The 23,333-nt window shown below is 46.9% G+C and carries 22 protein-coding genes; 9 read left to right on the top strand and 13 right to left on the bottom strand.

Annotated features, from left to right (window positions below):
• Nucleotides 1-36 precede the first annotated feature (36 nt).
• Nucleotides 37-327 carry a type II toxin-antitoxin system RelE/ParE family toxin gene (locus tag QUA78_RS27880; RefSeq protein ID WP_333399138.1) on the bottom strand — a complete coding sequence of 97 codons (291 nt, stop codon included), beginning with the start codon at nt 325-327 and terminating at the stop codon, nt 37-39.
• Nucleotides 328-478: 151 nt separating this feature from the next.
• Here QUA78_RS27880 and QUA78_RS27875 point away from each other — a divergent pair, with 151 nt between their 5' ends.
• Nucleotides 479-952, top strand: a complete 474-nt coding sequence (locus QUA78_RS27875) for a hypothetical protein (RefSeq protein WP_333399137.1) — start codon at nt 479-481, stop codon at nt 950-952.
• A gap of 102 nt (nt 953-1,054) precedes the next feature.
• On the opposite strand, the gene QUA78_RS27870 is transcribed toward QUA78_RS27875, so the two are convergent.
• The 4 genes from QUA78_RS27870 to QUA78_RS27855 form a co-directional block, all read right to left on the bottom strand.
• A complete protein-coding gene (locus QUA78_RS27870) occupies nt 1,055-2,737 on the bottom strand; it encodes a DUF262 domain-containing HNH endonuclease family protein (RefSeq protein WP_333303705.1) in 1,683 nt (560 codons plus the stop codon).
• Between the two features lie 159 nt (nt 2,738-2,896).
• Nucleotides 2,897-3,967, bottom strand: coding sequence for an aromatic ring-hydroxylating dioxygenase subunit alpha (locus QUA78_RS27865; RefSeq protein WP_333303704.1), 1,071 nt, complete (start codon nt 3,965-3,967; stop codon nt 2,897-2,899).
• A complete protein-coding gene (locus QUA78_RS27860; RefSeq protein WP_333303703.1) occupies nt 3,967-4,653 on the bottom strand; it encodes a class I SAM-dependent methyltransferase in 687 nt (228 codons plus the stop codon). The genes QUA78_RS27865 and QUA78_RS27860 overlap by 1 nt, the downstream gene beginning before the upstream one ends.
• 299 nt (nt 4,654-4,952) lie before the next feature.
• Complete coding sequence (locus QUA78_RS27855; protein ID WP_333303702.1) at nt 4,953-6,905, bottom strand: FAD-dependent oxidoreductase; 1,953 nt, start codon at nt 6,903-6,905, stop codon at nt 4,953-4,955.
• Between the two features lie 453 nt (nt 6,906-7,358).
• On the opposite strand from QUA78_RS27855, the gene QUA78_RS27850 reads away from it, so the two are divergent.
• From QUA78_RS27850 to QUA78_RS27840, 3 genes are all read left to right on the top strand, one after another.
• Nucleotides 7,359-7,532, top strand: coding sequence for a hypothetical protein (locus QUA78_RS27850; RefSeq protein WP_333303701.1), 174 nt, complete (start codon nt 7,359-7,361; stop codon nt 7,530-7,532).
• A gap of 369 nt (nt 7,533-7,901) precedes the next feature.
• A complete protein-coding gene (locus tag QUA78_RS27845) occupies nt 7,902-9,497 on the top strand; it encodes a CHAT domain-containing protein (RefSeq protein WP_333303700.1) in 1,596 nt (531 codons plus the stop codon).
• A 123-nt stretch (nt 9,498-9,620) separates the two neighbouring features.
• A complete protein-coding gene (locus tag QUA78_RS27840; protein WP_333303699.1) occupies nt 9,621-11,708 on the top strand; it encodes a hypothetical protein in 2,088 nt (695 codons plus the stop codon).
• Nucleotides 11,709-11,851: 143 nt separating this feature from the next.
• Here QUA78_RS27840 and QUA78_RS27835 read toward each other — a convergent pair whose 3' ends face one another.
• From QUA78_RS27835 to QUA78_RS27810, 6 genes are all read right to left on the bottom strand, one after another.
• Nucleotides 11,852-12,796, bottom strand: a complete 945-nt coding sequence (locus QUA78_RS27835) for a hypothetical protein (protein ID WP_333303698.1) — start codon at nt 12,794-12,796, stop codon at nt 11,852-11,854.
• 6 nt (nt 12,797-12,802) lie between these two features.
• Entirely contained in the window at nt 12,803-13,027 is a 225-nt protein-coding gene (locus tag QUA78_RS27830; RefSeq protein ID WP_333303696.1) for a hypothetical protein, read from the bottom strand.
• 8 nt (nt 13,028-13,035) lie between these two features.
• Nucleotides 13,036-13,242 (bottom strand): hypothetical protein, encoded by a 207-nt coding sequence (locus QUA78_RS27825; protein WP_333303695.1) that lies wholly within the window; start codon nt 13,240-13,242, stop codon nt 13,036-13,038.
• Nucleotides 13,227-13,505 (bottom strand): hypothetical protein, encoded by a 279-nt coding sequence (locus QUA78_RS27820; protein ID WP_333303694.1) that lies wholly within the window; start codon nt 13,503-13,505, stop codon nt 13,227-13,229. Before QUA78_RS27820 ends, QUA78_RS27825 begins: the two co-directional genes overlap by 16 nt.
• A gap of 430 nt (nt 13,506-13,935) precedes the next feature.
• Nucleotides 13,936-14,361 carry a glycosyltransferase family 39 protein gene (locus QUA78_RS27815; RefSeq protein WP_333303693.1) on the bottom strand — a complete coding sequence of 142 codons (426 nt, stop codon included), beginning with the start codon at nt 14,359-14,361 and terminating at the stop codon, nt 13,936-13,938.
• 43 nt (nt 14,362-14,404) lie between these two features.
• The gene (locus QUA78_RS27810) at nt 14,405-14,713 is read right to left on the bottom strand and encodes a hypothetical protein (protein ID WP_333303692.1); all 309 of its coding nucleotides are present in this window, start codon (nt 14,711-14,713) and stop codon (nt 14,405-14,407) included.
• A 466-nt stretch (nt 14,714-15,179) separates the two neighbouring features.
• Between QUA78_RS27810 and QUA78_RS27805 the strand changes: the two genes are divergently transcribed.
• Both QUA78_RS27805 and QUA78_RS27800 read left to right on the top strand, forming a co-directional pair.
• Entirely contained in the window at nt 15,180-15,311 is a 132-nt protein-coding gene (locus QUA78_RS27805; RefSeq protein ID WP_333303691.1) for a hypothetical protein, read from the top strand.
• A gap of 204 nt (nt 15,312-15,515) precedes the next feature.
• Nucleotides 15,516-17,600: an iron uptake porin gene (locus QUA78_RS27800; RefSeq protein WP_333303690.1), complete on the top strand. Its 2,085-nt coding sequence runs from the start codon at nt 15,516-15,518 to the stop codon at nt 17,598-17,600.
• Between the two features lie 163 nt (nt 17,601-17,763).
• Here QUA78_RS27800 and QUA78_RS27795 read toward each other — a convergent pair whose 3' ends face one another.
• Together QUA78_RS27795 and QUA78_RS27790 are read right to left on the bottom strand one after the other, a co-directional pair.
• On the bottom strand, nt 17,764-19,017 hold the full coding sequence (locus QUA78_RS27795) for an FIST N-terminal domain-containing protein (RefSeq protein WP_333303689.1): 1,254 nt from the start codon (nt 19,015-19,017) through the stop codon (nt 17,764-17,766).
• Between the two features lie 282 nt (nt 19,018-19,299).
• Nucleotides 19,300-19,455, bottom strand: coding sequence for a hypothetical protein (locus QUA78_RS27790; RefSeq protein WP_333303688.1), 156 nt, complete (start codon nt 19,453-19,455; stop codon nt 19,300-19,302).
• 304 nt (nt 19,456-19,759) lie between these two features.
• Between QUA78_RS27790 and QUA78_RS27785 the strand changes: the two genes are divergently transcribed.
• The 3 genes from QUA78_RS27785 (at nt 19,760) to QUA78_RS27775 (ending at nt 22,746) form a co-directional block, all read left to right on the top strand.
• Nucleotides 19,760-19,996, top strand: coding sequence for a Calvin cycle protein CP12 (locus tag QUA78_RS27785; RefSeq protein WP_172188240.1), 237 nt, complete (start codon nt 19,760-19,762; stop codon nt 19,994-19,996).
• Nucleotides 19,997-20,400: 404 nt separating this feature from the next.
• Complete coding sequence (locus QUA78_RS27780) at nt 20,401-21,021, top strand: DUF3177 family protein (RefSeq protein ID WP_333303687.1); 621 nt, start codon at nt 20,401-20,403, stop codon at nt 21,019-21,021.
• Nucleotides 21,022-21,312: 291 nt separating this feature from the next.
• The gene (locus tag QUA78_RS27775; protein WP_333303686.1) at nt 21,313-22,746 is read left to right on the top strand and encodes a hypothetical protein; all 1,434 of its coding nucleotides are present in this window, start codon (nt 21,313-21,315) and stop codon (nt 22,744-22,746) included.
• Nucleotides 22,747-23,333 lie beyond the last annotated feature (587 nt).

Here is a 23,333-nt window from a genome sequence, read left to right as displayed (position 1 = left end):
TATTTGTTGCCTCACTATAGATATATCTTTCTTTATCTATCTTAACATAGTTTTGTTTTTTCTCGCCGACCTACTTAGCAGAAGTACAATTGTCAGCCCGACTTGTCCAAAGTAAAGCCGATATCCAGGGCCAAAGTCAATTTTGAGTTCAAAAACTCCTTCTCCGACGGACTTACAATCTCCTAGATTACCAGTCATGACTCGCTTAAGCCTTAACCGAATCCTGTTTTTGCCTGTGGTATCCCGGAGCGAGTTATACCAATCTTCAAAAGGATTTGTCCCATCTGCTCTCAGGTAGTTGCGAATTTCCCTGGGTTGTACTTCCATGATTTTATCGTACTTGATTAACAATTTCTATCGTAAGTGCGATCGACCGTGCATTAAGTCGGCAAATCATACTTAAGACAGAGGTATTCGATCGACAAAATAGTAAACCTTGTTTCAGGAAACAAACTTTAAATCAAACAGGGCATTGTGAATGAATTTTAAATCGATCGCAAAAACCAATCTACTATTCGGCAGCCTGATAATTAGCCTCGGATTGCAAGCACTTCCAGCAGCAGCGCAATCAGTCACCGACGCGCAAGTTTCCGCCCTTGTAGAAGCGCTGCGACAAGCCGCCCCGCCACAAGCAGCAAATGACGGAATGTACAGTCAGTGGCAAGTTTTACCGAACAATATTTCCCGCTGGGCAAAATTCTGTACCAAACAAGATTTAACACCCCAACAATTTGAGGCCGACGCGACAAAAGCCAAATCAATTGTTACCTGTATCGTGGGCGATTTGCTGCGCGACGAATACAAAGCTAGCAGCAACAATGAATTAACCGCAGTACGCCGCGCCGCTTGCTGGTGGATGACAGGGGACTCCGCAGCTTGCAAAAGTGGCGCAACTGCTACTTTTGCCGATAAAGTTATCAGCGTTTACCAGCAGCAGCGGCCTAAAAAGTAAAGTTTGTGCTGGCGGAATTTAGATTTTTTTGACCGCAGATGGACGCAAATGGTTTTGTGCTGATGGACAGATAATAGCGATTTGATATCAAATTCAATTATCCTATAAGCGCCAAAGATTCTTGAGAACATTAATCAGCTCTTTCTGTCGTCGAGCCATTACTTCTGGCGTCCATTCCTGTTCCCGCAGCACTTGGGTAGTAAGTGCAAAGGGTGAAACACCTGTCTTAGTAGTGAAATACTTTTGTTTTTTCACATCAAAATCATAATTTTGTGCCTGAGTGTTTTTCGCACAAGATAGCAAAACTAAGTTGCCAAGACGATGCACATATTGATCGCGCTCTTGCTGACTAGGAAGCCACTTCATCCACTCACTATTAGCGCCGGGATTTTGGGGAAGTACGTGCTCGACAGTAATGTTGGAGAAGTTGTAAGATGCTTCACCTTCTGATAGAGCAGCATCTAAACGCAGCAAAACATAACGACGAATTTTTTGAATTAGGTAAAGGTCACTATCGAGGACTCTAAGGATATTGTTTGACTCTTCCGGAGTAAACTGGAGCGGTGAATAGGAATTGAATAAATCTTCCTCTTGCTCAATAGCAGTAAGCAATCTACTGTAACGTTCAATGCGCTCATTGATATTGGCGCGGACAATCATTAAACCTGCGGCAAGGCGGTCTAAATCTATAAAGAAACGCACCAAATTATCGGGGCTATTACGGTTGCGAGATAGGTAGAGAATCGCAGGCGGTATCCAGTCGAAATTATCAATCTTGTTTAACCATTTAAATAGTTGATTTATTTCCTCGGCACGCCGCTCGCTTTCATAGGTTAAGTTTTGAATTTCGGAAAAAGCCTTAGCATAAGGATCTAAAATTTCATCAATGAATTGCTGAGACCCTGCAGCAGGATTGATGTTTTCCTGAAACTCTTTAAGGATACTCTTGCTAAGTTTTTTCTTTTCCTTAATCATCCGAATATGAGAAAACAAGTCTTTGAATAACTCGCGTCCCAGATTCTCCTCGGTATCTTCCCACTTTTTAGTATATTTTTCTTTTTGCCCTTCTGGTATTTTTCCAATAATGTCCGCTTTCAAGATATCAGTTAGGGAGAGATCCAATCCCCTGTTGTTCAACACAGAAAATATCCGATATGCAGAGTCAAAGTCAGGCGTAGAAACCACTACCAAGAAGCACTGGGTAATGAGGAACTGGGCAAGACGTATACGGTGGGATTCCGCGATAGTCTGCAAACTTTGCAAGAATAAATGTGCATTTTCTTTAATAAGCTTCTGACTATCCATCAGCTCAGCATTGTTCAATTTTTTGAGCTTGTTAATACCACCTTCATTTTGAATATATTCCTTGAAAAAGTCTGCATCTCGCTCGCGCAAAGTCAGACGGTAACGATTATCTATACCCGCGATTAAGCTGCCTTTTTGATATAGATAAGTGGTCAAGTCATTGGCGTGTTCTGTTGGCAATGATGCCCTGAGAGCAGCTAGTAGTATGGTGAGAGTTGTTAGACGTTGCTGACCATCTACAATTTCAGCATCAGGCGGCCCAGATTTGATTAAAACAATGCTGCCTAGAAAGTATGGGTTGAGTTTATCAATCGTGTCGTTACCATCTCCCAATGATGTTAGCAGGTCTTCCAGCAGTTCCCCAGCTTGCTCATTTGTCCAAGCATAAGGACGCTGGTAGAGGGGAATGGTGAACATAAAGTCATCGCTAAAGATTTTTCTAATGGGGTGTTCCTCACCCTTGATGCTGACACGGTTCATGCTGGAGTCCTGTGTTAGGTGTGGTTGGTAATTGCTTCTCGAAAGTCAATTTTCTCTGTTACAAGAATACCATGCTCAAGCTTAGAAGAGCTAACTCTCAACTTAGCCTGTGCAGACTGGTTTCATTCGTCCCGCCGTAGATTTCAATTGGCGACTGAATTACCCATTTCCCGCCTGACTTCTCATCAACTTTTGCACGCTGGCTAAAGCTCGATTTAATTCATAACTCTTTCTTTCTGAATTCTGCAAAAAAGCCTGCTGTTCTTCTTCAATCATTAACACATCCTGCCGCACCAAACCATCTAATAACTTTTGAGCAGCACCGAACAAACTATCTTTGATAAACCTGCGAAACCAAACCGGCAATTTGTGCAGCCGCCAAAACGCATTTAATGAGGTAAAGTGAATTAAATAAGCGCGAGTTGCTGTCTCGCTGACCGGACAAACCAAGCAGTAAATCTTAAAGTCGCTCCCCAAAGTTGAAACCCAGTGCGGGTAAACATAGCTCACTTCCAGCGGTTCCGGGTGGAGTCGGCGCAGAGATTTAAAAAACAACTGAGAAATTGACCAAATTTTATCTATTTTGTAATAACTTTGTGCCTGATAGCGAGCAGTTACTTGATGCTCGTTTTCTTCTAAAGTATCTAACACCGGATTTGCCCAAGCTTGCCAATCATCATGCAAGTGTCCGTGGTACATATCCATCAAATTTTCAATTAAAAATGAATAGTGTGCCTGACAGTCGATGACTGAAACAGTGGCAATATAATTGAGATGTTCCCACTCTGGCAAATCCAGTAAATGAGTTTTTTCTGCTTGGGTTTCGTCGCCGGGAAACACCCAGATAAAACCGTTTTTTTCCTTGACTGGATAGGAGCGAATTTTGCAGTTAGGTAGCTTTTGATTTTCTGCTAAATAATCGACTTCGGCGCATTCTCCCCTTGCATTTAACCGCCATCCGTGGTAAGCACATTCGATTAAATCGCCTTTAACTCGGCCGTGGCTGAGTTTAACTTGCCGGTGCGGACATCTATCTTCTAAAGCGTTGATTTTGCCTGCACTGTCGCGGAAAAGTACGATCGCCCGATTCCAGATTTTCGCAGCTAGCGGCTGAGTTTGCACTTCAGTGCTGCGGGCGATTGCATACCACCGATCCAGATTAATTCCCAACTGGCGGATGTGAGTTTTTTGTCCCCTTGCAGCTACCGATTGTATCGCGTTGTTTTGCATTACAAATGTTCCCAAATTACGCCCATAAAACAACCCAATTTTACAAAATAACAGCCCGGAAAGCAACGACCGTAAATTTTTCTAAATCTCCCTTCTGACAAATACCTGTCGCTAGCTAAATGCTTCAACCAGCTTGGCGACACTCTAAATCTTAATAATCTTGAAGCATTGCGAAATCCGTATTTGGAACAGTCGGGAATAAAATCTCTCGCTGCACCTAATATGTAGCCTAGTGTAGCAGGTGTTTCGACTTCCGATATATTATCTAAAAAGACGACTTTGCCGTGCGGATTTAACATTTTTTTAATGGTTGAGAGGATGGTGGGAAGATTGTGCAAGTGGTGAAAAGTGGCGGCACTAACTATTAAATCAAATTTGCGCTCTAACGTTAATTGACTGGCATCCATTTGAATGTATTCGATATTGGGGGCTGAGCGTTTTTGACAGGCAATAGCCAGCATTTTTGCTGAAAAATCTACGGCGACTACATTATCGTAATACTGGGCTAATTCAAAAGCAAGAATTCCCGAACCGCATCCAATATCTAATGCTGCACCTTTGCTGGTCGATAGGTTTTTAGTAAAGAAATCGTTCTGGTTTTGCAAGGTGGCGGCGAAATCGTATTCTGTTGCAAAAGCATCAAACATTACAGGTTTATTGCGAATTGTGCAGTTACTCTTCAGCATCTATTATTGCTTTATACTGATTCAATAATATTTTAACCGCATATTCACCCCGCTCAACGCAGATATTTTTTTGGTTCGCAAGCTCTGCCTTTTCTCCTCAGCGAAACCGCACCCACAAACCGTAACTAATCTTAAAAAAAGAATGCAACTGTAGTAAAGCTCCAAACCCTTATATAATCAGTCATTCCCAATTATTCAATTCTTTAATCTAAAATTTAAAATGATATGGCTGGGGGCGGGTTTCACCGACAATAGCAGCCGATAATTGACGATTTATAAAACCCGCCCCCCTGCTAACCTTAGATTTTTAACACGCCTTCGGGATTTACCGTCAAGAGCGATCGCCTCTGCAAACCTTCCTGATATAAAATAGCATTAGCGGCCAACAAACCGCTGCTCACTGCCCTTTCCATTAAACCGCAAGGAAACGGCATTTTTACCCAATCTCCCGCAAACAAAAGATTTGGAACAGCGCAGCAAGTTTCTGGTCGTTCTGCATAGCTACCGGGCGGATATCCAGAGAAATTTTTTTGATTTACCAATTCCCGGTGCAGCATATTTGCCTCTTTTAATTCCGGTACAATTTCGTACAATTCTTGCTCAAAAGTCGCCAGCAAAACTTGCTGGTTCGGAAATTCCTTCTCCTTGTAACAATAAGCGTGCAGTTCCACAACACTACCGCCAGTTTTCTGATTCCACTCGATAAACTGATCCTGAATTTTGTGGTAAAGCGTAATGCTGTCAGTCAGTTTGTAGCCGGAAAGCGAACTGAAATTGCTGTGTTCCCAGGGAAATTCGCGATCGAACCAAAAACGGCCCACCGCAAACGGATCGGCTATTTTCAAGCTCTCGATCCGCTTCTGCACCTGGGAATTCACCTCACCGCTGGCCAAACTAAACAAATGCTGCATCCCGGGAACATCTGCCGCCAAAACATAGTAATCAGCCTTCAATGTTTCTCCCAAATTTTGCGGCTGCGATTGGTTAACTGCTGCGGCCAACTGTACCTCATCTGCTTTTTCATCGACTACCTTAAATCGAGGCAAATCCCGCTGAGCAGGCCCGCTGACCACTCGCCCTTCGGCATCAAAAACTGCCCCGTGACAAGGACAGTGAAATTGACCGTCGTTCTGTTTCTGAACAGTGCAGCCTTGGTGAGTGCAGCTCAGAGAAATTGCCTCTTTCCCCGACGGTGCGGCGGCAAATACACTGTCCCCAGCGCCGAAATATTCGGCAGAGTTGCTGTCAGTTAACAGCGCGTTTCGCTTCACCCAAAAAGGTATTTTACTTTGCACATCTCCCGACTGGTAAGTCAAAGAATCAATCTTGCCGTTTTCCCAGCGAATCTCACTGACTGCGACATCTGTCAATACTTTGCCACCTTTGCTTTCAATGGATCTGGCAATAGGCTGCACCAAACTCGTGCCCATATCTTGCCGCGTGCCGCTGAATGCCAAACCCTCTGGATTTCCGAAAAAGTAAAAGTGGAAAAATTGCATTAATTCTCCCGCGCTCAATTCGTCGGGAGCGTTGAGGCTGGACTTGGCAAAAGGTAGAAAATACAAGTCATAAAGTCCGCGCGGAAATTCACCTTTTACCCAGTCGGCAACTGATATATTGTCGAGGCGATCGAAAGTTTTTTTAGTCTGAAAACCGCCGATTTCCCGAAATACTTGCCAGTGAGCGGGTTTTGTCAGATTGATTCCCCACTTGAGCCGATTGGGAGAAGATATCCCCAAATCAACTATATTCCAGGGGAAAGCTGAATGGTTGGGACGGAAAACTTCGGGTTTGTATTTGCCGTCTCGAAACACAACGGCGTAGGATTCTAAAGATACAAAGTTATCGGTAATTTCTAGTTCTTCAACCACACTTTTGAGGTTGTAGTATTGCGGGAAAAAACCGTGGAAACCGTGTTCCATCATAAAAGTTTCGTTCCCGACTTGTATCGGCCAACTAGCAATTTTACCGCCGAGTTGGGGCGATTTGTCGAGTAATGTTACGGCGAAACCCCGCTGGGACAGTTCGTAAGCACAGGCGAGCCCGGCCAAGCCTGCCCCTACAACTGCAACGGTTTTGCGCTGATTCAGCATTCGCGGCAAGTCAAGAGAATCTTGCACAAAAATGGTGGGCTCTGGCTTGGAAAATCGAGAGTAGCCCAGCAGCCCGCCTGCGGCACCGACTCCGAGGAATTTGAGGGCGGTTCTTCGAGAAACTGGTTGGGATAGCGGTGAATTGGTTGATTGACTCATCAGCGGTACGCGGTAACGGGCTTTAAACACAAAGACGCCATAAGGCATATATCATAGACCGAAATCAGGATATGTGAAGAAATACTAAGACACGTTCCCCAGTCCGATCGCGATCGCACTTGGCACGGTGCGATCGCACACAATCTATAGCAGAAGGAAGAAGCCTTTAGTTACCTAGAAGAGAAGCAAGAAAAAATAAGTAAAAAGCGATCGACCCATAGCATAAAATTCTCTAAATAATTAGGTGTTTTTATTTATAACTTAGGAGTGTGGGCGATCTATACCACACTTATTGGATCGATCGGGAAAAGTGCGATAAATTTTAAAGTTTTTAACCGCAGAGCGAGCGCGGGCTTCCCGCCCGTGGCACGCACAAATGTCGAAGAAACGGCATTAATTTATGTTACTCAAATCTTGGCAATCGCCGTTAATGATGCTTAAAAATTAGGAGATTTGCGGGCAACATTTTATGCCAAAGGCTGTCTCGGCCAATTGTACGAAATAACCGGGCAGATATCCGAGGCAAAACAATTAATCAGTCCAGCTTTAAGTAATATCAAATCCGGTAGCATCGGAATTAATATTACCGACAGCCAGGACACGGCAGTGCCGTTTCCCTACAATTAATCCGGGTAGGGAAACGGCACTGCCGTCTCCTCTAGATCGTAAGGAGTGCAACCAGAAACGATATAAGTTGGCGCTAAAAAACCTAACTATTTTAAAATCAGTAAATACAGAGAATATATCTACTGCAATCACTCAATATATGGGCGCTCGATTCAGGATATTCCTCACTCAAGATCAAGACAAAACCCGATTCAACCTGAGAACTGCGGATGTGTCGCAAAAATCAAAGACGCCCGTATAGGTAATGCCGATTAAATGTACCTGGCTGCTATGGAAAAAACAGGACTGACTTGAAGAAACCGGGTTTTTGCGTAAGTCCTGTTTATGCAAAATTTTTGCATAATTTACAAAAATTTACATAAAGGGTGAATGTCTTGGTGCGGGACTCGGTTGGTGCTGGTGTCCACACCCTACGGTAGATATTTGCGCTTGGTCTTGAATGCTATAATCGTGCCGCGATCGCCAGCACAGTCAAAATTCCCACCCACATCCCAACTTTTGCCAACTGCTGCCGCCAACTTCGCCACTAACCGCCCCAAAACCATGCACTACAAATCCCCGCAGCAACCTCAAAAACACACGGCTCAGAGAAAAATTAAAACAGCTATTTTTTACTGTTTGACAGCAATATTTTTCTGCTGGAGCACCGCGAACCTCGCTACAATTGCCCAAAACACAGGTCAGGGCGGGCTTAACGGGCAAGAAATGAGAAATTTACTCGATCGGGGAAACCTCACCGAAGCCTTAACCAGAATCGAACAAGACTGGGAAGAAGACTATCAAAAATACTTTGAACAAGACTTTAGGGCCCGTGCGAAAACCGCCCAAGCAATATCAAAAACTCTCTCCCGCCTAGCAGTTCAAACAAAGAAAAAACCAGCTTTAATTTACGCCATCCCGCGCACCGACCAACTAGAATTAATCTTAATATTGCCCGATCGCCCGCCCATTCACCGCAGCGTCCCGGAAGCCAAACAAGAGAAACTGCTCTCAGTAGTCCAAGAATTCAGCAGCGAAATCACCAACCCCGTAAAAATCAACACCACCAGCTATCTAGAAACAGCCCAACAACTTTACAAGTGGATAATTGCACCCCTAGAAACAGATTTGCAAACAGCAAGAATTGAAACCTTGCTGTTCTGCGTCGGCGAAGGTTTGCGAACCGTACCCCTAGCAGCAATGCACGACGGACAGCAATTTCTGATCCAAAAATACAGCCTCGCCCGCATCCCCGCCTTCAAATTCACAGACAGCAATTACACCGACCTCAGAAACGCCCAAGTCCTAGCAATGGGAGCATCAGATTTCGCAGAAACGGCAAACAAAGAACCGCTGCCAGCAGTCCCATTAGAACTCGGCGCGATCGCCCGACAGTGGCCCGGTCAATCCTTTCTCAACGAAGATTTCACCATAGTAAACTTGCAATCCCAGCGGCTGCAACAAAAATACGAAATCATCCACCTCGCCACCCACGCGGAATTCCGCCCTGGAACCCCAAATAACTCCTACATTCAATTTTGGGACACGCAACTTAGACTAGATCAAATGAGAGATTTAAAATGGAACAATCCGCCCCTTGAACTATTAGTATTAAGCGCCTGTAGAACCGCCTTGGGAGACAAAGAAGCAGAACTCGGATTTGCCGGTTTAGCACTGCAATCGGGAGCAAAATCAGCCCTCGCCAGCCTGTGGTACGTCAGCGATGCGGGGACTCTCGCCATGATGACAGAGTTTTACCAGCAGTTAAAAATCAGCAGGCCAAAAGACCTTCCAATCATTAAAGCGGAAGCTCTCAGGCAAGCACAAATTGGTGCAATTGAAGGCAAAGTGACGATCGAACGCGGTCAACTGCGAAGTTCCCGAGGCGAAACTCCCTTGCCCCCGTCCATCCCCAAACTCGACAGCAAAGATTTATCCCATCCTTACTACTGGGCAGCTTTCAGCATTATCGGCAGTCCTTGGTAAGTGGGTCTCTTGACCGACAGTGGTGATAGGCTATAAAACATAAGTAATTGAATATCTGTAGCTGTCGCTAAACAAACCACCACCAACCTGTGATCGAGCGGGAGCCTTCAAGGGGAAAGAAAGATGAAAAAATTAGAATTTTTGCTACAGAAAGAAGGCGATCGCGCCTGGTTGCCCCTAGAAACCGCCGACGTGGAAATTCTAGAAGGCAAATACCGCGTCGTTGCTCGCATTCAGCACCCCAACACCGACATCGAAATTCGCGTTACCCATACTTCCTTCGACGAAGGGGCGCAGCGGAAAGTCCAAAGCCGATCGGCCCGCACCAACCCCGAAGGATTAGTCGTGATCATTCCCTACACCAGGCTCAAGCCCGGACTGTGGGAACTCTCCTGCTTGCCAGATCCCAAATCAACACCCGTAAAACCTTGGCAGTACGGCGTTCAGTTGGAAGTATTGCCTGCAGAATCGGAAACCTCCGAACCCCTACCGCCGATCGACCAAACCGAACCCGCAACTTCCGCCGCAGCACCAAAAATCGCAGCACCAGCCGATCGCGAAGCCCCACAAATCGCCGCACCGGTCGATCGCCCCGCACCAACCCAAATCCCAGCAGCCCTAACAGCACCGCAGCAGGCCAAAATCTACCAATTCCCCACTCCCCCAACCGCCCAACCCAAACCGGGCGTCAAACTCGAACTCGCCCTCGATCGAGAAACCTTCGTCACCCAACTCGGTCGCCCCTTAATCATTTCCGGCAAAATCGACATTCCCCAAACCCCCCAAACAACCAGAAAAACAGCAACTCTCATCCCCGAATCGGAAGCGCTAGAACTCAAACAACTCATCGGTTCATCACAACTGCAAATTTACCTGCGCGACCCCCAAACCTCGCAAATTCTCGCAGAAATCCAGCAACCGATGCCAGAACAAGCTCCCCCCTGCATCTTTGCCTGCGTCACCTACATTCCAGCCGAGTGCAAAAGCCGCCTAATATTAGGAGAAGCTATTCTCAGCAGCGGCAGCGTTACCCTAGCCACCAAAGCATTCACAATTACAGCCCGTTTAGAGCATCTTCTAGAAGCAATTGAAGACAATTTCATCGAAGAAAAGCATCAAGCCGAACCCTCCCTAACAGCCTCAAAACAGCCTCGGAGCGCCACAAATCTATCCTTTCTCAAGCTAGTAGAAAAATCCTTAGACCCTCCTTCCCCCGCCGAATCTCCAACAAACGAGCCCTTACCCCCTCAACTGAGTTCCCGTCAGACCCCAAGTGCAGGCGGCCTAGAATTGCCAGCATTCGGTAACAAACTGCCCGACAGCAGCCGATCGCAATTGCTTTCGGAAATCTCCAATTCGCCTCGAACTGCCGCAGAGTCGATCGACCCACAGACCAAACCTTTAGACCTCCCAAATCCCACTCAAACAGCGGAAATCGGAGCGATCGACCAAAAACCAGAAAATATCCCCGAATTAGCAACAACAGCCCCAGAAGCTCCGGCAGGACCGACAAAACAGGCATTTCAAACCTTAAACGTCCAAAATAGATTTTGGTCGCGACTCAGTTCCTTAGCCAGCAACGGCGAATCCCCCGAATGGCTGAAAGCAACCGCCCTGTCGCCAACTCCAAAAGCCACCGCCAATAGCAGCGACGAAATTGCCGTTGTGCAAGAAAGCAGCCCAACCCAGCAGCAACCCGAAACCAGCGAAACAATTTCCGATCCCAAATCTACTAGCCCGGAAGCCAGAGAATTTGTCGTTTTTGACGAGCCCCCGCAGCCGAAACAAGCTGCTCAAAAAACCGCAACTGTCGCAGCAGAAGTAACTCCGCCAACTCCCTACGTTTTGCCAGAAGACGAGTTAGTACCGATGCCAATTTTGGAATTGCCGCGGGCCGAAATCCTCGCCGGCGGGCCGGTAAAAGTGCAAGTGCAACTGCCGGAATTAATGCCCCGGATTTATGTAAAAGTTTGGGTGTACGATCGGCAAACCTACCTGATTCTCGACGGCCCGCGCTGGATTACCGAATTTAAACCTAACGGGTTGGGAAACGTCCGAGCAAGTATCGAGTTAGAGATTCCCTACGGCTGCATGGAAGTCGAATTTGAGGCGATCGCCGTTGAAATGCAAACTCAGCGGGAAAGTCACAAAGTAAGCGTTCACCGCCAAGTTTTACCCCCAGCCGGACCAACTTTGCCCCTCGAAGGTTAACCGCAATTAACATCTCGATTCATCGGCGATCGTCTGTGGTTTTAAAAAGCCTCTTGACCGAACACTATTAGAAAAAGCTGGATTTGGCGGCGAGAAATCTAGGGATATTCCCGGTTTCTCGCCTCGCGCCCGCAAGTCCTAGTCTACTTACCAGTCAACTGCCGAAACTTCTTCTTAAACTTATTCTTATACACGTAGATCGATCGCTGTAAATCCTCAACTTGCAGCGACATCTCGGCCTCCAAACCCGTGCGGTTCCAAACATCCTCCTGACACTTGCGACGGCAAAAATTCATCGGTTCCGAGTAAACTTTCCCACTAGATAAACTTGGCTTCGGCCCGCACCAGTGAATCACAGTCGCCTGAGTGCGATCGCCCCCAGGCCCGCTTGACTCAACCGGAAACCGCTTTCTCAACAAATCCTGGTCAAAATCCGGCACCAACAACTGCATATCCACATTCTGCACCCGCAGCCGCTTTTCTTGCGCCGCCCGGAAAATCATAAAGTTCAAAAACCCCATTTCTCCGTACTTAAATATCCCCGGATTTGCAGCCGTAAAATCTAAAATTTCCACGTATTCTTCCAAGCTAAAAACGCCGCGTTTAGCAAAAAAAGTACCCGTGCAGAAATAGTTCGATCGCGATTCCGACCAACGAAAATTCGGGAAATGCTTCTCAACGCCTGGAATGTCAAAGAAAAATTCCGAAACATCCGCATCCGGGTAATCGTAACAAGGCTTGTCTACAATAAAATCAAAGTCTTGAAAGTTAGCCAATTTGAGGACATCGCCCCAGACGATCGTATCGGCATCCAAAACCATAAAATTTGACCAAGGACTTTCCCAAAAAGCAATCATTTTTGTTTTTCCCCAACCAAAACTTCTTTTTCTGAGAACCTCTTCAGAAACCGTTGTGCGATCGATCACTCGCACCCCATAGGACTTTTCCAAAGCACTCACAGAAAACGTACCGTCAATCAACAGACAAATCGGCACATCTCCCAGGAAATATCGGATGCTAGCACAGCAACCCTTAGCAAACAGATAATCCTGGTCGCAGCAGGCAATAATAATACCAAAATCTTCCATAAACCCTCACTCTTTTACTAACTTGCCTAGCCACAGCGTTTCGGTTTTTTGTTCTGACAGCAGTTCGATTTTCAAGTTTTGTATTTTCGCCAGCTTAGCACTAAATCCCTGCGATCGCCTGCAGACAAAAACATCAGTAAAACCCCTAGGAATCTTGGGTATAGTTTGTCTGTGAAACAACTGAGCCCGACTGCGCGCTTCCGGGTCAAGCAAGACCAATTGCAGCCGCACTTTCGGTGCTAAAAATGACTCGTTGAGAGTATCTTTCCTAAACTAACTTCCGAGATATCACTGACAACCAGGGGCTTTGGAGTGCGATCGATCCTGCGAGCAATTGCGGGATTTTCCCGGCCCCATTCCTTAGTCCACCAAGTCTCGGCTTGAGAACTAACGGCATTTGACAGAACCCCGCCCGTTAACAGTACAACTGTCAGAACTTTCCACACTTGCCGTTTCCAGCTTGGCACAGCGCGCTAATTTTAGTCGCTAACAGATAAGCAACAGCGATTTGCATCCCCAAATAAGTCGGAAATAGGTAGCGAGCTTTAGTCGATCGGATTCCTCCCAATATAACATCCGGCAGCACCACTGCCAGTGCTGTCACCGCCATCACCGTCACCACAAACAGCCAAACCTGTTTGTTCGTCTCAGAACACAGAAAATAAACTGCGTAGCCTGCGATTGCTACTAAAATTAAAGTAGCTGCCACTAAACTAATAAGATATATCGATCGAGCATGAGAACTTAGCCCAAAATAAATAAAACGCGAGCGATATTTTCGAGCCAATTCTTAACTAAAGATAGCCTGGTAGTTTCTAGATCTGCCCAATTTCTTGACCCGGATGCTGCCCTTCTATTCACCAGTAAAATTCCCATCCAAGGCAGAAATGCTAGCAACGACACGGCACTTGCTATTAAGTAACTCACTACCTTTTTATCTAACCTTAAACCTTGAGTTTATACTAGATAAATGCCGTGTCAGAACGCAACTAACAGGCTAAATAAATGAGTGTAAAAGCCAGAATATTTGCTACTGCGTAAATGCTCCAGCTCAGCTTAGTTTCCAGCCGCTTTGCTCGCAGCAGAGACGCACAAGAAAGCAAAATCAGCGCCGGCCACAAACTGTAGGGACGGGCTTCTTAAGCGTAAAGCACGTGCAAGGGAGAAACTGCTACCAATCCCACGGCTATCCACGCCACTTCCGGCGGTGCAAACAATTCTCGGCACAGCCAGTACAGGCTAGGAAACGCTAACAAACTTATCCAAACTGAGAAACTTCTCGTCGCTGCGGGAGAATCACCGAATAGTTTTGCCCAACACTTGACTGTCAGAAAATACAGTGGAGGCAGTTGAGGTTCTTCACTTGCCAAACTTTTAACAGTATCGCCAAAATTTTTTGTCGCATTGGGGCGCTGATATTTCATCAAATCTTGGACCGCTACTAACTGACCGCTGCTTATTTCATGAAGCACTTCTGTTTGCGTGTATCCCGAAATCTGCATGGAAGTAAATGCTTCATCGTACCAATAATATTTTTTGTCGATGTTGATGAATCGAAAGAGCACTCCTAATAGCAATAATACAACTATTAAAAGCCGGAGTTTACTTTTAATTTCTATTATATATGGTGTCAAAAAATCTAATAGTATAGATGGTACGCCTCAATGTAACATAGTATATAAAGGTCGAGTGTACGGCTAAATCTACAGGTTGTTCGATCGCCCTCCCATAACTGGTGGCATTTACTTGTGCTGTTAGCAAGTTAGAACCGTCTTGGATGCGATCCTTTCTCTCATCAACCGGGTTTTTTAACTTCGAGCGATCGCCTAAAACCAAGTATTTGCTTTCCTCAAACCTGGTTGAGGCTTCATGAACGCCAGCAGAATCAATGGATACTTTGGCAGTGGCATAAATCACAGAGGAAAGGTGCTTTGAGAACCAGAAGCCGTGCCAAAAAAAACTGATTGTGAAACGCCAGACAGCGAGGCCGCAAAATTCTAATTTCACCTAATAGACATTCAGTTGGCTGCCACTGCCAGACCCAAAAAAATTGTTTTAAAGTAGCAGGAAATTAAACCCGCCGACGGGCGGTATCAAAAATGGCGATCGCCCTGGCAAGTCCCGACTGCTGGGGGCATCAGAAAATTAAAATTAGTCAAGTCTGAAATTGGGCCCGGAGGAGGTAAATTTACCAGCCTCGATCCCTCAGTTCGTCACTCCTGGCGGGAAATAGCCTCTTCCGGGCCGCGAGGTTTAAAGTTAGGTTAAAAAGCTTGACATAAGAGGATCGAAAGCTGTATAAGGGATGCGACAAGCATCCACTATCCTACCTATAACTGTCTGTTAAGTCTGGCGTAACTGAGGACTCTGGGCAGTTGTCAGTTTGAGGCAGATTGTGGTCGCTCCCGTACAAGCAGTTGTCGATCGCCAGCAGAGCAACTCAAACAAATCTGGCGATCGAGAGATGAAATTAGCAGGTGATGGTATAATCTACCGTAAGGTAATGTGGGCTTGACCTGAATTGATGCCTGGGCGGTACAAGGGCCCAGCCCCCTACGTTCAAGCAGAAGTAGACACGCCTACTGTGAATCAACTGTGAATCAACAGTTATGGATAGGTTCTATTTTGGCAGTTATTGTCAACAGGCAAGCAACCACAAAAATTAGCAGTTGGGAATTGCTGCTCGTCGAGTTGAATAGAGTGTGAAGGTGTGAGGAAAATGAACAGAACTTTGTGGAATTTACTGCTAGTATCCCCGGCAATTCTGGGTCTATCATCAGTCGTCAGTGCCGCTGCGATCGCCGCAGAAGCTCCAGCAACCGCTGAAGCCAACCAGCTAGCTACAGCTCAGTCATCTGAGTCAAAAATTGCAGAAATAGTTACAGAAATAGTTGCAGAACCAGTTGCAGAACCAGTTGCAGCAGCCCCTGCGACCCCAGAAAAGCTAGCTTTAAACAGCAGCGCAGAGGCAGATCAAACCCCGGTCGCCAACTCCGCAGACCCTGAAAAACTGGCCAAAATTGAACCAGACACCAGCGCGGCAGCACTGCAAACAACAGGGAGCGACATCGAGCCAGCAGCCCCAATCGCTCCCGCCAGCACAGCAGCAGCGACTGAACCCCTGGCAGCAGCAGACACAGCCGAAGCGTCGCCCCAAGCATCAGACTTGGCAGTGGAAAGCAGCCAGACAGAAGTTGCTGGGAAAATTGAAGTGCCAGCAGTCGCCAGCACCCCAGCTACTATTGAAGTGCCAGCAGTCGCCAGCACCCCAGCTACTAAGGTAGAAATTGCTCAGACAGCACCGGCAGGAATGGGCGGCCCGATCGTCCCTGTTGCTCCCCAAGCACAGCCGACTCAACAGTCGGGAACCATGTCTCAAGTTACATCTGTCTCTCAGCTATCGGACGTGAGGCCGACTGATTGGGCATTCCAAGCCCTGCAATCCCTAGTCGAACGCTACAGTTGTATCGTAGGCTATCCCGACGGCACCTACCGCGGCAACCGCGCCCTGACTCGCTACGAATTTGCAGCCGGCGTCAACGCTTGCTTAGACAAAATAACCCAGCTAATTGGGTCAACAGGTAACTTGGTCACCAGAGACGACTTAGCCATCCTGCAACGCCTGCAAGAAGAATTTGCAGCCGAACTCGCTACCCTGCGCGGACGGGTAGACGGCCTAGAAGCTCGCACCGCAGAACTCGAAGCCAACCAGTTCTCCACCACCACCAAATTGGCTGGAGAAGCCATTTTTATCGCCAGCGACACCTTCGGAGATGGTGTCGGCCTTAACGACGACAAAACTGTCACCAACCTCGGCTACCGGGTGCGGTTGAACTTCAACACCAGCTTCACCGGTCGAGACTTGCTCAGAACCCGCTTGCAAGCTAGAAACGTCGCCAACTACGGTACAGCCACTACTACTGGTACTAACATGACTCGTCTCGCCATTGACGGCGAGGACGGCAACCAATTCTCCCTCGATCAATTGTGGTATCGCTTTCCAGCAGGCAACGCTACAGTCTGGTTCGGCCCGAGAGGACTGAGGCTCGATGACGTTGCTGAGCTGACTTCTCCCTTGGAAGCTAGTGGCACCGGTGCTGTCTCCAGGTTTGGACGTTACAACCCAGCAGTGTTCCGCGGTCCCGAAGGAGCTGGTGCTGCTATCAAATACAAGTTAGGCCCCGTGAGAGCCACCGTAGCTTATCTTGCTTCCGACGGCGACGCTCCCAATCCAGCCGATGGCAGGGGCATTTTCGACGGTTCTTTCAGCGCTTTGGGCCAGCTCAACTTATCTCTGGGCAAAGCCTTTGACGTTGGTGTTAGCTACACCCGGAAATACAATCGAGCCGGCGATGTTGGCATCATGGGCAGTACGGGCAGTTCCTTGGCTAATCGGCCCTTCGGTCAATCACCCACCGCATCAGATAACTTTGGGGTGCAAGTTAACTTCAAACCGAGCCAGCGCTTTCAGCTTGGCGGTTGGTACGGTTACAGCAAGGCTGAACAACTTCGGGGCGGCGACAATGACGCGACCATCCAGAATGGTGCTATCACTTTGGCCCTGGCAGATTTTGGCCGCCAAGGCAACCTCCTCGGCTTCGTCTTCGGTGTACCGCCAAAAGTTACTGAGAGTGATGTCGCCAGAGACCGCAACACCTCTTATCACTTAGAGGGTTTCTATCGCTTCCAAGTCAATGACTTTATCTCAGTGACACCGGGCGTTTACGTGATTATGAATCCCGAACACAACAAAAACAACGACGATATCTGGGTGGGAGTCCTGCGTACTACCTTTAGTTTCTAAGGTTTCCTGACATCTAGTTAAAGCTAAAAGCGGCAGGCGACTGCCGCTTTTAGTTATTGGTCATCAGTCGATCGATTTTAGATTTTAGATTTTAGATTTTAGATTGTTAACAGTTAACAGTCATCAGTCATCAGTCATCAGTTAACAGTCAACAGTTCACAAATTATGAATTTTGGCGGCAAATCCCGAATACGGAGGTGTAGCCGTGCAGAAATGTGCTGCCGCCGACGGGGCCGATTTCGCCGTTGCAGAAAAAGCCGCTCAAGGGGATGTTTTTGAGGTATCGGCTGAAGAGTCGGGAGTCAAAGTTCGACTGGCCGTAAAGCCCTTCGCCGCGCCCCAGACAAGAGAACATCAAGGCGCCGGCACTAGATGTACCGCTGTACTCGGCGGCCCGCTGATAGCGATCGAGCAGCATTTCTAGGTCTTCTGCGGAGGTGCGCGCGTCCCGCAGGTGAAATTGGATGCGCTGTCCGGGACGGACTCGATCGCCGATCGCAATCGCTCCCACTTTCGGATCTACTCCCAACAGATTGCGGATTAAAAAATCTCCAGGCTCTAATGTCAGCTTGAACTCATCGCTGACTAAGCCTACAAATAACGAGTGCTGAGCTAATTCTCGGTCTTCTTCGCTCAAAGTTTGAACTAACTCTCGCAGGGCCTCTAAGGGCGATCGCTCGATGCCCCCGCTGCCGCTATCGTCGGTTTGTTCTTCGAGTTTTAGCAAAATATTGCGCTCTCCTTCCGTCACCCGATAAGGATGCCCGATCGGCCTGCAGCCTTGAGCTACGATCGTTTCCAAAACTATATTGCCGCTCAAAGCTACCCCAACCGTCCCTTCTCGGTAAAGCTGATAGTCGCAAAACAGCGCCGCGCCCCTGCCCGCACCGTCCCCGCCGGCGAGCCCCCCTACCTTCGCCGCACCCGGATAGGCATAATCTAGCCCTTGCAGCAAATCGTTAATTTTTGCGGAAAAGGGGTCAGCCAAGATGATGAACTGCGGTTCTTCCTGGGCCGGCACGCCCAAGAGATCCACCCAAGTATCCGGGGGACTGTCTAAGTCCGGCAGTTCTTCTGCACCGACGTGAAAAGTTCTGACATTCACTCCCGGCAAGCGCGCCAGACTCAGGCTGACTGCGGGAGATCCCTCGACTTCTTCGGTGAGGCCGCCCCGGTTCGTGCCGATGACTCCTCCCCCGCCGCAGCCCAGGATCGCCGGCACCGGCAGCAGTTCTCGGAGTAAAGGCATCAGCCGAGAATACTCGCTGGCAAAGGCAGACGAGATAAATATCAGCGCTAAATCGGCCCGGCCTTCGAGGTCGCGATCGGTTTGTTCTACAACTTCTTTGAGGGCTGATTCCAAAGACGGACGGGTTGATAAAGCGCTGACCCATTGCATTTGGTTTTCGGTGTACATCTGGCAAACTTCTCTATAAAACTATCTCTATACATTAGGCTAACCGGAACTGACCGCTGGGGGGACGGTATTCTTGGGCGATCGATTCCCCCTCGATCGCCGTTCTTGTGTTAACATAAGTTAACATGAGAGTCAGATTAATCTTTTAAGTGTTAAATGCCGTGTTCAGCTAAATCTTAAAAGATAAAGCTCAATACAGTTTGACACATCAACCTCGTGTAATGTTTTCATCAAAAGTAAGGTCGGCTTGACCTACATTGATGCCTGTGGACTAGAACCCGCCTACGGGCTAGAGTAAAGCAGGAAGTAGAGACGGCTGCTGCGATCGCAGTTATTGATGGTTTCTATCTGGGCTGCTGCAACAGCAGCGCATCTCAAGCTATTATTAGCTGGGGTCGCCAGACCGAAACTGCAAATCCAACCCAAACTAACATCCAAAAAGAAAACCTTTCTTACTTGATAAGGTCAACGACCCAGGTCTAAAGACACGCTAGCTTCTAGCCTAAGACTTAAACCACAGTTGACCAGCCTAAGACTTTAGAGGTCTACGTTTTTTGAGTTGTGACACCAAGCGGATGCGATCGCTAATCTCTTGCTCTGTCGTTAACGGTTAAACATCTTTATTTGGGTTAAGGATGTGCCGTTAGCCGAACAAGCTCACTAAACATTGGCGAAGCTAACATTACCTAGAAATAGGTCGGGGACAACCATATTCTCCTACACTTTCATACCAACAAGTTTTATGACAACAACACCCGCAGGCAACATCCAAGAAAAAATTGAAGAAGAACTAGAAAGCGCTCGTAACGTCTGTGACCTCAAGGGCGCGGCTTCCGGGGAATGCGCGGCGGCGTGGGACGCAGTTGAAGAACTGCAAGCAGAAGCTTCCCACCAAAAGCAAGTCAAACCTAAGAATTCTTTTGAAAAATATTGCGACGACAATCCTGACGCTGCTGAGTGCCGCATCTACGACGAATAAACGAGCCATTTAGCTCTATGCCGAACCTCCCGCGCCGAAATCTAACTTTTGGCGCGGGAGAATTTTATTTTAGGGGTTGAGCCTTTAGGTAATGGCGAGATTTGCCCTCTATCCCCATACAGTTCAAATCCGCCAGCTTCCCCCTAGCCCCCCGAACCAAGGGGGACAAGAATTTGCTCTTGCACGCGCCTTGGTTGGGAGGATGGGAATGGGAGATCCGAGGAATAAACAGTTTTAACCCAAGCTTATGACCCTCTATGATGTCTCAAGTACCTTTCAAAGCGCGCCAAGTACCCTAGAAAAGGTAGCAGCAACAGGAACATTAAGACCTTGTTCTGGTTGCTGATTTTTTAGCATTTTTGTAGTAAAATTTGTGACAAATAAGTGAGTATATTTTCCCAAAGATGTTGAGTCTTTTATTGGCAGCCACCGGGCCTTGGTTTCAACCGCTAGTCTGGATGGATTACCGGTTGTCTGTGTTATTAACAATTTCGATCCCGCTGGTAGTGCTGATTTGGGCTGTTTTGGCAAAAGCTGAGGCGATCGTCCGTTTGTCGATTATTTATTGGCGGGTGGCGAGTTTGCTGGCAATTACACTTTACCTGATGATGGCTGCGCTGCCTGTGAGCTTTGTGTCGTCGGTGATTGGGAGGGCTTTGATTCCTGCTAGTCTGTGGTTTTGGGAGGATTTAAACGAAGAAATTGCCGATCGACCGCAGTCGCCCCTGAAACTGGCTTTTACAGCTTGGCGGTGGGCGATTACTGTTTACAGCGGTTTGGGCGCTCTAGCTCAACTTCCCTTTTTAAGCTGTGCCTTTAAATCTCAAATTCAGATAATTGACGAACCTTTTTGCCGCGTTTGGTTAGATCCACCTTGGCTGTACAAACAAATGTTTCACGCTACGGCAAACCCTCAATTTTTGGGATTGTTGGGTCTGATAGGTTTAGGAATCTATGTAATTTACTTGTCATACTTTGTGCTAATTCGACTAGGAAAACAGGGGAGATCGGCTACCGGAAATTAATTTGATTGTAAGTTAGTATTTGCATCCTAAATTGCAGCTAAAGTATTCAATATAAAGCTCAAAAATCCCAACTCAAAAAAGCCGGGGCGCATCTACGAAAGAATCAAACTAACAGGGTGGTGGCTGACGTAACCCCGCCCAAAAACGGATACTTGCGAACGACTCCTGTCGTGGAGATATAAAAATTTTAGACTCAGGTACAAACTCCCAAATTAATCTGTGGAGTAAATCTAAAATCTAAAATCTAAAATCTAAAATCGACTGACAGCAACGTTATTGGGAAAGACTGTGATGGATAGCGAACAAGCCTACTTACAGTGCTTAGAAAAGCTGATTTGGGCGATCGATCGCCTAGAAGCAAAAGTCGAACCAAGTGAACTTGCTCGGATTGCCGAACTGATTGTTCAGCCGATGATGGGGCCCTGGCGGTTTTTTCACACTCCCGAACATATTTTTGATGTGGGGGGAGATGAAGACGCGATCGAGGTTTTGGCAGCTTTATTTCACGATACCGTCTACGTGCAAGTCGATCGCAGCATTAACTTTAACGTCAGCTACTACATCACTCCTGTTGCAAAAGAGGTTAACAAACAGCTACAAATTCGGGATAAAGCTGAACTTTCGGCGGATGCTATCTTCGAGATGGTAATGCTGGTATTCAATTTTGAACCGGGCGAAGTTCTCAATCCTTTCTCCGGACAAAACGAATTTCTCAGCGCTGTGGTAGCAGCCAAAGCTCTAGAACCATTCCTCAAACGCGAGCAATTGCTTCAAATTGCAAGCTGCATTGAAGCAACAATTCCGTTTCGCGCCGCCGAGTCCGGAGTAACGGTAAGCCAGCGCCTTTATGACCGCTTGCAAGCAACAAATAGCCTGTTTAACCTCAGTTTGACTGACGAGCAAATGCGGGAAACGGTTAAAAAATCTGTGCGAATTTCTAACCGGGACGTGATGAGTTTTGCTCACCATAGTTCAGCCCATTTTTTGGCCAATACCTGGAATTTACTGCCGGAAACCAATCACAATCTCATCTGCTGCGGTTTTTACACGGTTCGCGACTACCGAGTTGCTTTGCTGAAGATGGAAGGTTTTCTGAATTATCTCAAGCCAGAGATAATTTTCCGTCAGTTTGATGGATATCCAGACGATCGCACCTATGAGCGCTGGGAAACAACTGCTAAGTACAATCTCGAAATTGCAAAGCTTTATTTGGGGTGCAAACTGCCTGCTCTCGCCCTGCTAGAAGCTCTTTCTTCGGGTTTGGGGATCGATGTTTCTCTGGCGATGATGATGGGAGGAATTCCGGATAAATCTGCTAACTGCGTGCGCCTGGAAAGCTTTTTTCCAGAAATAGAGAAACCTTACGAACTTAAAAGTAATTTAGAAGCGGAAGTATTGAATTTATTAGAAAATGGGCGGGCTAAAAGCATTTCTAATACCGATTTGGAGAACTCGCCACTGACAACGTTTGTTGTGAAAATTGTTGGCTTTGACGAAATGCGGTATCAGTGCGATCGAGCTAAGGAATTTTTTAAACACAATCTAAACGCCGACGACTTTATTTCCGACTTTAACCCGATAGTTACAGAAATTGTTATTGATTCAATTCTGAAATTGTTTGACAGCCGCAAATCTACTATCTACCGATACTACGATATCACTTCTAAGTTAAAGTCCCAACCCCCTACCACTTTTCCCGATCGCCCTTTTGGCTCAAATCTTTAACTAGCTTTAAATACAGTATTTTTGCCTCCTCTATAGAAAAAATTGTTACTCAGTTTTTACAAGAGTGGATCGAGTACACCGTGACAAGATTGATTGACTCTCCAACCTACGTCAATCCGCCTATCCATCCCGGCACTAACAGCCGTAAAGGTATGGTGTGGGGCTTCCAGCAAAAATGCTAAAAATGGATAAAAAATGGAAATTGGCTGCTGTTTGTCTTTGACAATTACTTTCTACAAAACGGATTTGATAGCGGGCTGTCACTCATCTGAGCTACCCCAGACAAGCGTCACTATAAAAAGCGACTGTTAAAGCACTTCGCCTCACAGCTACAACTGGGGAATAGCAAGTTCAAACAACTTGCAAACCACTAACCCCCAATCAAACCATGCAAACCACAAATTCAATTTACGCTCAATTACCTATTTGCTCTTCACTGCCAACACTCCAACGAAATAATAGCACCGCTGCCAATCAAAACGTGCGCTATCTCCAACAATCCTTAGTTAAAACCCACATTCCGCAGATGTGGGTCGGATTTTTTTATCAGTTGTGAAAACTTGGAAGCGAAGCGCTTTTGGGATGAA

The organism is Microcoleus sp. K4-B3 (genome assembly GCF_036704615.1).
Classification (GTDB): domain Bacteria; phylum Cyanobacteriota; class Cyanobacteriia; order Cyanobacteriales; family Microcoleaceae; genus Microcoleus.
The sequence above is the reverse complement of the archived record's forward strand: the minus strand, read 5'-3'. Positions and strand labels throughout refer to the sequence as shown.